This is a genomic window from Haemophilus parahaemolyticus (assembly GCF_018373095.1).
In the GTDB taxonomy this organism is placed as follows: Bacteria; Pseudomonadota; Gammaproteobacteria; order Enterobacterales; family Pasteurellaceae; genus Haemophilus_A; species Haemophilus_A parahaemolyticus_A.
Genome location: NZ_JAHAHT010000074.1, coordinates 1 through 8873 on the forward strand (window position 1 = coordinate 1; position 8873 = coordinate 8873).

Genomic DNA, 8873 nt, shown 5'->3' on the forward strand with positions numbered 1-8873 from the left:
GAGAATAATGCTATTACCCACTTCACAGCTTTTTCAATCCAACCAACCACAACACCAAATGCATTGCCAAGCGGTTTAAATTTTTCAATCACAGGGGCTAATCCTGCTTTTAGTCCTTCCCAAAAACCACCAAAAAAGGCTTTGACTTTTTCCCAGTGGGCGTAAACGTAAGTTGCCCCAATTGCCAATACGGTAAGAAATGCCCCGATTGGTGTTGCGATTAAGAATCGGCTTGCAATGACTAAACCTTTTAACGCACCTGCTGCTAAACTAAATGCACCTTTTATATAGGTGAGCGGATTTAACAATGTAAATAATGTTTTTCCTAATCCTTTAAGTGCATTACCAAGCCAAGCTCCCGTTGTTCTCCAGCTTATCAAACCTCGAATAACGCTTTTAATCTTATCTGTATTTTCGGGCAATAATGAATTTAAATGTTTAATACCTAAGCCTACCCTAAAAATCGGGTAAAGCATAAAACTCAAGGTGGAAGATAGCACACCAAACACGCCTAATGCCGCGATACCATACATTGACCATTTAGCAATACCTGCAGTTAATTCAGGGTTGGTTTGCACCCATTCATTCACTTTATCTAATACGCCTGCAATGGAATCCATCATTTCAAGCAAGGTATTTTTTAATGCACCTCCAATAATCGTGCTGGTGTTAAACAACTGATTTTTGAAGATTTGCCATTTTGCAGAAAGCGTGGTCATTCGTGTTTGGAATTCTCTATCCATACTGCCTTTTGCTTCTTCTGCATTGGCGAGGGCAATTTGTCTGCGATATTCTTCAGTATTTGACACAAGGCTTGCCATTTGGGTGTTGTAGTTACCGCCTGCAATACCGCTGATCACGCCTGCTTGTAAATGTTTTGGTAATTTTTTAATGCGTTCAACAATATCTAACAATGTGCCTTCAGCATCTTTTACCATTCTTTTTTGCACTTTGTTGGCATCTAAGCCTAATTTAGCCAAAGCTTTATTGACGGGTTTCATATCTGGTGCTTTCGACAAACGGTTGAATGTGCTTTCGACCGCTTTTGCTGAGGTAGTTGCCTCATTGCCTGCAGTCAATAAAGTTGAACCTAATGCTGCAAGATTTTTAGTATCAATTTTTACGATTCCAGCAATACCCGAAGTATCGTTCAAAAAGTTGATAATATCCGTCCCTTTAGAAATTGCGTTGTCATCTAAATAGTTGATCACATCAGCAAGCTCTCTTCCTTGTGCGGCAGAAAGTTGGAAATTTTTGCCTACTTTGCCGTAAAGTTCGGCCAGTTCTTCAGGATTCTGTGCATCAAAAGCCGTTGCCATTTTGGTGGAAAGTGCCACGAATTCTGCTAACTGTTCTTTTGGCACCTCCATTCTTGCACCTGCAGTAATCATATTGGCAATGTCTGTTGTGGCTAATGGCAACGCTTTGGAAAGCTCACGGATTTTATTTGCCCATTCGCCATATTCTGCCGTAAATTGCCCACTATCATCTTTTAGCCCTTGTACTTGACGTGCCACACCTGCCATTGCATCTTCAAATTCCATAAACTGTGAAATAGGTTGAGCAACAGAATAACCCAAGGCAATAGCTTGCCCTGTTGCACGTTGCCCCATACTCGCAAGATGCTCTGAACGGCTTTTAAGATTGGCGACTTTTTCGTTATAGTGTGCAACAGCTTTCTGTTTTTGTTCTAATTCAGCAAGCCGTCTTTTTTGTTTTTCTAAGGCTTGGTTTGCGTGGGCAATCTTTTCCTCTAAAGTGCGTTCGCTGTTGCCTAAATTTTTGGTAGAAATCCCTGCAGCCTGAAGTTGCTCACGAAGTTGTCTTAACTGTTGATATTGGCGAATGCGTGCAAGGCGATTGGTTCTGATTTCTTTATTTTCAGTTTTAATTTTACGATTAAATTCATCAACTTTATTTTTGGCAATGCTGTATTGCTCACCTAATTGGGCGAGTTCTTTTCTTGCCTTTTCTAACACTGCACCAACTTTAGCGAATTCTGCTGAATTGCCCATTCTTGCAAAATCATTTTGTTGTGCCATTAAGCGTTGCACTTCTTTCTTTTGCATATTGAAGGCATATTTGGATTTATTCGCAAAAGCAGCACTTTCGTTTTTGCCATTAGACAATTCGGCTAATTTTTGTCTGTGTTGTTCAATGGACTGTGTCGCTGCATCAATATTTTTCTTGGCTTGTTCAAAACCACTGATTTTGGTTTTGATTTTTTCAATTTTACGTAAATTATTCTGCAATTCGACAATATTGCCTGAAAGCAATTTAGCATTTTTCAATGCTTGTTTCATCGGTGCGGTTGCTTTATCAACGGCAGCTAAAATTACTTGAATTTTTAAATTGTTGCTCATATGATTTACCTAATAAAAACAGGAGGAAATAATGGGCTTTTTATTTTCTGTTATCGGTTTGTGTATTTATGTTGCATTATTTTTGGTTGCAATGTTATTTCAAACACTCATTGAAGCATTACCTAGCGTATTAGTAATGCTATTATCCGTTGGCGTATTTATTGCATTGTCTTATGTTTTCGTTGTGTTATCGCTTAATGGTTTGGTCTTATTGAATAATCAAATCAGTTCAACAAAAACACCGCTGATTTCATTTAGCATTGAGAAAAATCAATATCGCTTTGAACGTTATCTCCAAGCAAGAGAACAAGGCACACAAAAATCGCATTTTTTAGAACGCATTTGGCAAGTATTTTTCTACATTTTCATTGCCCCTGTGATCGTGGTAATTTTACTTGGTATTTATCTTTTCCCATTTGCCTTTATTGCAGGAATGTCTGGCAGTTATGGCTTAGCATTTTTCTGTTTCTTTGTAGTAACTGCTGGATTGCTATATTTCACTTCAAAAGAACGCTATGCCAAATACCTTAAGAAAAAAGCACTATTAAATTTCTAATACCCACAAGCGGTCAAATTCGACCGCTTTTTTACGCCTACTCAATCCCATCGGATAACGCCTTAATCACAAAATCTTCTATCATTTGTGCATCTTCTTCGGTAAAGCCTAACAATTCCCGTTTGTCGTAAGGTACTTTTAAATTCCATTCGGGGCGAACTTTGCCCATTAAGCCGTATTGGTGAATTTCGGCAATGGTGGCATCACCCCCGTAAAAGCCCAGTGAAATGCCTTCATTTTCGTAACGCAATTTTAAGTGTGCAGATAAGCCGAGCTTTTTAAACATCTGCTTGGTTTTGGCTCGCCCTTTGGTTTTGTGCTTGGCTTTGCGTGGGGCGTAAGCCGTGCCGTCGGGGTTTTGTTGTGCCTTAATCCGTCTGCGTTGGCTACGGGCAAGTTCTCGCCCAATTTGTTGGTAAAGCAGCCGTCTGCGAGGTTTGCTAAGGTTTTTCAGCAGATGCTCAAAGGCGGTTTTGACTTTTGCCACTTCATCACTCATTTGCCATTCCTTGCTGTGCTGTTCCTTGTTGAGCTGAATCAAAAATCAGCTCTGCCATTTCTTCCCGTTGTTCCTGCAGATAAACTTGGAAACGTGGCAAAGGCTGATATTCGTTCAGTTGTGGTTCGTTGCCGTGTTGTATGCGGTATTCACCATTTTCAACTTTGGCGATCACACGTTCCGTGAGCGGAATGTTGATGTAAATATCGTAGGTGTTGTGGTTGTTATCCACGATGTCGAATTCGATTTTGCCCCAGTTGTCGCTGTTGTAAAGCAACTCTTGCTGTTCGGTGCGAATAAAATCAATCACAGGCACGAAAAGCACGTCAGGATGAAAAGGAAAATCTTTGACCGATACCAGCAAATCATAGTGATATTCAAAAGAGGACGATTTATTGCCCGTGACCTTAATTTTGCCGTTATCAAACTGCAAATTGAGTGCATCGGGATTTTGGGCGAAATAGCTTAAAGTGCGGGTCAGCATTGCCCGCAAGCGGTTTGGTTTAATCATCGGCGGTAGTGTTTCTGTTGAGTTTCATAAATCGTTTGGCATTCCACGCAACGGGTGCAGCCTGGCACTTTTTGGCGACGAATTTCAGGGATAACTTCATCGCAATCTTCGCAATATAATCGGCTTGGCTCTTGTGCCTTTGCTCGGTTGCGTAGTGCGTGCTCGCGTTGTAGCTGTTCAATTTCTTGGGCTTTATCTAGGATATCGGGCATTATTGGCTCGCTTTGGTTTGGTGAATCCAGTGATTGATGTGCTCAATTTGGCTAGCACATAAATCACGCTCGGCTTTCACTGTGATTAAGTAATCCAACGCATCGCCATAAGTGTTGCCCATAAAGGCGGTTTTCGGGCAGGCGTGCAAATAGGCTTGCGGTGGGTAAAGGTATTCGGTTTGGGTGGTGATGTGATTACTGCCGCAACCGCTCAAGAGCACGGCGATCAATAGCAGTATGAGCACATGGCTGAGATTGAGTGAGCGTGCGAACCTCACGCTGAAGGTTCTCGCGTTTTTGTTGAATTTCATCATTGATTACCTTCTGGGTTAAGGTGGCTTGTTTTTCGATGGCTAAATGGTGTTGCAAGGTTTGGTAGGCCTGCTGTTGTTGCTCAAGTTGCTCGGTTTGTTGCTGTGTTTGAACTTTCAGGCGGTTAATTTCTTGCCCGCGTTGGTAAAATGCAATGATTAAACCAACTCCGCAAACTGCACCCGCAACTTTAAAAGAGTGAATTAAGCTCATTTTTCCCCCTATGGATACACCGCACGCAAGAGTTCAAAATGCGGCCCATCATAGAATTTTTCATCTGTTGAAGAACCATTCATATTCCAGTCCCCACCCCAGCGGATCGCAATGCCGAGCTGTTTTGCCGCTTGTTGCATTGCTTTTGCCACACTTTCAAAGGCTTGGCGATTATTCCAATCTAGCGGCAAGGGGACTAAATCGACCGCATGCCCTGTGAGGTGTCGGCTGTTCATAGTTTTTGTTGCTTTTTTCGCAAACAGCTCTTTCTGGCGTGCCAAGGTACGCACACCTTCAATCACTTTGAAATCAACGGGCGAAAGGGTTAATGCCCGACGCACTACTTTGACTAAATCAGGATGCACGCCTGCTAATTTTTCTTCACTTGCTGTAGATAGTTTGAAATTACTCATGGTTTTCTCCGGTAAATTTGTTGATGAGTTTTAAGATGGTTTGGCGAATGATGCTAGTGCCCACCAAACCAAGTGCCACGCCAATCGGGGTGATTAAATCAATGCTCCAATTAAGATGAATTAAGACGGGCTGAATACTGCCCGCAATAATGCTGCAGAGCACCGCTTCTGCCATCACTCGTTTTGGGGTGTCTTTTTTGCCATAAAGAAAGGATTTGGTTAGTGAGGTAATGGCAGCCAACACGGTGGCACAAATCATTTGATTATGGTTAGAGAAATGCAGCGTTAAAAACGCCCAAATCTGCGTCCATACATCGGGAGTATTATTTGGCATATTAGTTCCAGAGTTGTAAGGTATCTTTTAACGTCACGCTGGGCATCTCATCAGGCATTTGCACAAGTTGCCCCATCGATAAAATCGGCAAATTTGCCAGCTGTGGGTTATATTCCAAGGCTTGCTCGACTAAGCCTGCAGTAGTGCCATAGTGGCGATAAAGCAAGCGGTCTAGCGTGTCGCCTTCAAGGGCAGTAAGGGTTCGCATTAAATTAGCTCCGAAATGAGACGGTTTTCGCCCAACATATCGCGGACGGTGTGATGATAATCACGGCGTAAATCACCTGCGGTTTCTAGCAATTCGTCCGATTTGCTATGTCCCTCTTTGGTGGCATCGAAACTGCGATAGCGTTCATAGAGATTTGCCACTGTTAAGCAATACACCGTCCGTTTGTATTGGTATTCGATGACATATTCACCGTTGAGCATTTCATCGTTGAGGTCATACAAGGTTTTGCCGTCTGCTTGAGCATTCAAGCGGAGTTTTTTCAAATCTTGGTTGACGGTGTTCATCGCCTCCAAGGTGGCGTGCTTTAGTCGCTCGTTGGTGACGGTGCCATCAACCCGCATAGCGTTGCGTAGCTCGGTAAGGGAAATTTCAGGAAAAAAGCCGTTATTAGCAATGTATTCATCGCGAACTTCAGAGGGCTTTTCGGGCTGTGCGGGGCGGTCTAACCCTTGCACGTTGGGAATGCTGATCACGGGGTTCATTTTTTGCACCTAAAAAAATGAGGGGTGGAGAGGAAGACGATTTCGCAAAAAAAGGAGAAAATGCGACCGCTTGCTCTGCCCCTCGGTTGGCGTGATACGCTCGGTTTCCACCTACGCTGAATCTTCAGGCGGTGGCGATGGTTCTTTGTTGTCGGCTTTTGCTTTTTCGATGGCTTTTTCAAGGGCGGAAATACTGCCTTTAACGCCTACGTCCTGATCAAGCTCTAATGCACGCTTGAGATAAGCGAGAGCGGTTTCAGATTCGCTGTCTTTTAAGCCTTCGCCTAATTCACGCAACAGTTTGGCTCGCACTTCGTCTGGCATATCGTGTTCAGCCGTCATTTGTTGCACTTGCGCCAAGCAAGCCACTTCAAACGGTTTTTTGGCTGTGCGGGCTTTTTTGGATAAGTCCGCAAATTCTTCTGCCACGGTGGTCGCCAAGGTGCGGTTAAAACGCGCCGGCAGCACTAAATCGTGAAAGAGGGCGTATTCCGCAATTTTCAGGGCATAATCTAAAATCCCTGCATCAATACACCACACCAGCCACGTCATCAGCACGGCATCTTGCACGCCTGTGCCAGCTTGCAATACACCATCAATCCACGGTTGATATTCGGCAAAGATATTGGCTTTGATTTCAGCACGACGTTCCATTGATTGCACTTGGCTCAACTGGCGTTTGTGGGCGTTAAGTTGAGCGAGGAGCAAATCATAGCCGCTTAAATGGGTGTAAGCCTCGAGCAAAGAACCGGAGAGTTTCTCCGCTTCTTTGCGTAGTCGGTTTGCTCTAGTGGGTCTCATTTGGTGCATCTACCATTTTAATGTTTTTGAGGTAGGCGACCTGCTCGTAGTTTTCGACTACCCAATCATCATTTGATGAGGTGAAATCTTCATAGCGGTCACGCTCAGGGTTATCTTTTAAGGTGCGACGGAGTGCGCCTTCTTGGTAGTAGATGGATAAATTATCCAAGCGGGTAATCAAAATGCAGCCTTTCGGGAAGTATGGTACTTGCACTGCACGCAACCCACCCACGCGTTTTTGGCTGATGATGGTGTCGCCCGCAAGCTGTTCTGTGGCTTTTGGATTATTGACCAGTGGAAAGTATTTATCTGCTAATAAGTCACGCCCCATAATGGCGACTAATTGGGTGTCGTCTTGGAATTGTGGTTCAATAAGATCAGTGACAGCATCAAACACTAACGCATCTAATGTTTTGTAAGTATGGCCTTCGCCCACTTCAATTTTGCCTGAGCCTTGTGTTTCTTCGCTCATCACACGTTCAGAGGCGTGTTCTTCGATTTTAGCTAACCAGCCTTTGCCCACATCTTGCAATAATTTATTGGTTTGGCGATTGGATGTAGCCGCACGGCTTGCACCATTAAAACCAATCATAATGCGGTCTAACGCCATACGCTCCGCTTTGACTGCACCGACTTTTTGAGCGAAATCAGGGAATTTTGCCCACATATCTAAGGTGCCATAGCGTAAGTGTGTGTCGTAGTTGATTTGTTGGCATGCATACGCAATCGCTGATAACGTGTGAATATCTTGGGTTTCGCGTGATTTAGTTGTGGTATCGGTAGTGCTTGCGATTGTGCCTGCAACACCTAAGCCTAGTGTTTCGCCTTGAGCTTCTACCACTGGCACGATGTTAATCATTTTCAAAAATTCAGAAGACTCTTGCACTTTCTTCTCTAATTTTTGCTGTACGCTTGGGGTTACGTTGAATTTTTGCCCTGCTTGTAAGCCTGAAAATTCAAGCTGATTGTCTTCTGCTACGCCTGCTAAATAGGCATTGAATACTTTACGAGTTTCTTGACGCATAATGCTTCCTTGGTAATTGGATTAGAAAAAACGACCGCTTGTTTCATCGGCACCGCTTGAGCCAGTTGCCTTTGGTGTTGGCGTGTAATGCTTGCTTTCTTCTTCGGCTAGTTTGGCAAACTTCGCATCATATTCTGCGATTTTTTCGGCAAACTTGGCTTTTTCGATATTGGCTTTTTCAAGCTCAGTTTCCAAATTCGCCACGCTTTCGCCTAAAAGCAAAATGGAGGCTTGCATATCAGCAAATAAAACGCCTTCTTCATTTTTCTGTGCTTTCTCTTCTTCAGCTTTACGAGCAAATAACGCTTTGACTTGTGCCAAAATGGACGGCTTTTCTTCGTTAAATTCAAATTCGGTTTCAACTGCAGCAGTAAATAAGTTTTCAGGTTTTAATTTTCTGCCGTTTAAGCCGTTATGCGAAAATGCCAACATTTCCGTGCCAAGGCTTGCGGGGTTATCCGTTACGGCTAAACCGACTAAATAGGCTTTCCCTGTATCGGCAAAATTGGTGTCAATTTCTACGGATGTGTAAACCTTTTGCCCTTTTTTGTTGAGTTCAATTAAAGCATCGGTCGGTTGGATTTGTGCCAGCAACTGCAATTTGCCATCTTCACGTTCTTCTGCTTTAAGTGCTAGCACATCGCCAAAGCAGTACGAGTTCGCCATTTCTGGCATATAAAGGGTAAATTTAATGTGATCTAAATTCAGGCGTGCACCGTAGGTATTTTTCGGGTCGTAGCTTGCTACCGCTTCTTCAATCCAACGGCGTTCAATGGCACGACCGTCTGTGGTTGCACCTTCAGTAGCGACCACCACCCATTTTGATTTTTTAGACATAATGGAGTCCTTTGGGGAAGGTTAAGAAATTGGCAATGATGATTCCAATTTTTGAAAAAGGCTTCAATGTATTCAGAATGTGAAGTG

The 8873-nt window shown here is 43.4% G+C and carries 14 protein-coding genes; 1 reads left to right on the plus strand and 13 read right to left on the minus strand.

The window, feature by feature from the left end; genetic code table 11:
* Positions 1 to 2363, minus strand: a 2363-nt coding sequence (locus tag KH943_RS07505) for a phage tail tape measure protein (protein ID WP_304109648.1), incomplete at its 3' end; no start/stop codon positions are given.
* Between the two features lie 31 nt (positions 2364 to 2394).
* Between KH943_RS07505 and KH943_RS07510 the strand changes: the two genes are divergently transcribed.
* Positions 2395 to 2919, plus strand: a complete 525-nt coding sequence (locus KH943_RS07510; RefSeq protein WP_304109650.1) for a hypothetical protein — start codon at positions 2395 to 2397, stop codon at positions 2917 to 2919.
* A 37-nt stretch (positions 2920 to 2956) separates the two neighbouring features.
* Here KH943_RS07510 and KH943_RS07515 read toward each other — a convergent pair whose 3' ends face one another.
* From KH943_RS07515 to KH943_RS07570, 12 genes are all read right to left on the minus strand, one after another.
* Positions 2957 to 3418, minus strand: coding sequence for a phage virion morphogenesis protein (locus KH943_RS07515; RefSeq protein WP_304109652.1), 462 nt, complete (start codon positions 3416 to 3418; stop codon positions 2957 to 2959).
* Positions 3411 to 3929: a phage tail protein gene (locus tag KH943_RS07520; protein ID WP_304109654.1), complete on the minus strand. Its 519-nt coding sequence runs from the start codon at positions 3927 to 3929 to the stop codon at positions 3411 to 3413. The genes KH943_RS07515 and KH943_RS07520 overlap by 8 nt, the downstream gene beginning before the upstream one ends.
* The gene (locus KH943_RS07525) at positions 3926 to 4141 is read right to left on the minus strand and encodes a TraR/DksA family transcriptional regulator (RefSeq protein ID WP_304109656.1); all 216 of its coding nucleotides are present in this window, start codon (positions 4139 to 4141) and stop codon (positions 3926 to 3928) included. Before KH943_RS07525 ends, KH943_RS07520 begins: the two co-directional genes overlap by 4 nt.
* Complete coding sequence (gene lysC, locus KH943_RS07530) at positions 4141 to 4356, minus strand: Rz1-like lysis system protein LysC (RefSeq protein ID WP_304109659.1); 216 nt, start codon at positions 4354 to 4356, stop codon at positions 4141 to 4143. The genes KH943_RS07525 and lysC overlap by 1 nt, the downstream gene beginning before the upstream one ends.
* On the minus strand, positions 4337 to 4666 hold the full coding sequence (locus KH943_RS07535; protein ID WP_304109662.1) for a DUF2570 family protein: 330 nt from the start codon (positions 4664 to 4666) through the stop codon (positions 4337 to 4339). The genes lysC and KH943_RS07535 overlap by 20 nt, the downstream gene beginning before the upstream one ends.
* Positions 4667 to 4674: 8 nt before the next feature.
* The gene (locus tag KH943_RS07540; protein ID WP_304109664.1) at positions 4675 to 5079 is read right to left on the minus strand and encodes a M15 family metallopeptidase; all 405 of its coding nucleotides are present in this window, start codon (positions 5077 to 5079) and stop codon (positions 4675 to 4677) included.
* The gene (locus tag KH943_RS07545) at positions 5072 to 5413 is read right to left on the minus strand and encodes a phage holin, lambda family (protein ID WP_304109666.1); all 342 of its coding nucleotides are present in this window, start codon (positions 5411 to 5413) and stop codon (positions 5072 to 5074) included. The genes KH943_RS07540 and KH943_RS07545 overlap by 8 nt, the downstream gene beginning before the upstream one ends.
* Position 5414: 1 nt before the next feature.
* Positions 5415 to 5621, minus strand: a complete 207-nt coding sequence (locus tag KH943_RS07550; RefSeq protein WP_304109669.1) for a tail protein X — start codon at positions 5619 to 5621, stop codon at positions 5415 to 5417.
* Positions 5621 to 6124, minus strand: coding sequence for a head completion/stabilization protein (locus tag KH943_RS07555; RefSeq protein WP_304109672.1), 504 nt, complete (start codon positions 6122 to 6124; stop codon positions 5621 to 5623). Before KH943_RS07555 ends, KH943_RS07550 begins: the two co-directional genes overlap by 1 nt.
* A gap of 111 nt (positions 6125 to 6235) precedes the next feature.
* Positions 6236 to 6925 carry a phage terminase small subunit gene (gene gpM, locus KH943_RS07560; protein ID WP_304109674.1) on the minus strand — a complete coding sequence of 230 codons (690 nt, stop codon included), beginning with the start codon at positions 6923 to 6925 and terminating at the stop codon, positions 6236 to 6238.
* A complete protein-coding gene (locus KH943_RS07565) occupies positions 6912 to 7949 on the minus strand; it encodes a phage major capsid protein, P2 family (protein ID WP_304109676.1) in 1038 nt (345 codons plus the stop codon). The genes gpM and KH943_RS07565 overlap by 14 nt, the downstream gene beginning before the upstream one ends.
* A gap of 21 nt (positions 7950 to 7970) precedes the next feature.
* On the minus strand, positions 7971 to 8786 hold the full coding sequence (locus tag KH943_RS07570; protein WP_304109680.1) for a GPO family capsid scaffolding protein: 816 nt from the start codon (positions 8784 to 8786) through the stop codon (positions 7971 to 7973).
* Between the last annotated feature and the right edge of the window lie 87 nt (positions 8787 to 8873).

Coding starts and splice junctions, on each gene's coding strand:
- KH943_RS07520 (WP_304109654.1), bottom strand. CDS start 3,929: ATGATTAAACCAAACCGCTTGCGGGCAATGCTGACCCGCACTTTAAGC.
- KH943_RS07515 (WP_304109652.1), bottom strand. CDS start 3,418: ATGAGTGATGAAGTGGCAAAAGTCAAAACCGCCTTTGAGCATCTGCTG.
- KH943_RS07570 (WP_304109680.1), bottom strand. CDS start 8,786: ATGTCTAAAAAATCAAAATGGGTGGTGGTCGCTACTGAAGGTGCAACC.
- KH943_RS07555 (WP_304109672.1), bottom strand. CDS start 6,124: ATGAACCCCGTGATCAGCATTCCCAACGTGCAAGGGTTAGACCGCCCC.
- KH943_RS07510 (WP_304109650.1), top strand. CDS start 2,395: ATGGGCTTTTTATTTTCTGTTATCGGTTTGTGTATTTATGTTGCATTA.
- KH943_RS07550 (WP_304109669.1), bottom strand. CDS start 5,621: ATGCGAACCCTTACTGCCCTTGAAGGCGACACGCTAGACCGCTTGCTT.
- KH943_RS07540 (WP_304109664.1), bottom strand. CDS start 5,079: ATGAGTAATTTCAAACTATCTACAGCAAGTGAAGAAAAATTAGCAGGC.
- KH943_RS07525 (WP_304109656.1), bottom strand. CDS start 4,141: ATGCCCGATATCCTAGATAAAGCCCAAGAAATTGAACAGCTACAACGC.
- KH943_RS07535 (WP_304109662.1), bottom strand. CDS start 4,666: ATGAGCTTAATTCACTCTTTTAAAGTTGCGGGTGCAGTTTGCGGAGTT.
- KH943_RS07545 (WP_304109666.1), bottom strand. CDS start 5,413: ATGCCAAATAATACTCCCGATGTATGGACGCAGATTTGGGCGTTTTTA.
- KH943_RS07565 (WP_304109676.1), bottom strand. CDS start 7,949: ATGCGTCAAGAAACTCGTAAAGTATTCAATGCCTATTTAGCAGGCGTA.
- gpM (WP_304109674.1), bottom strand. CDS start 6,925: ATGAGACCCACTAGAGCAAACCGACTACGCAAAGAAGCGGAGAAACTC.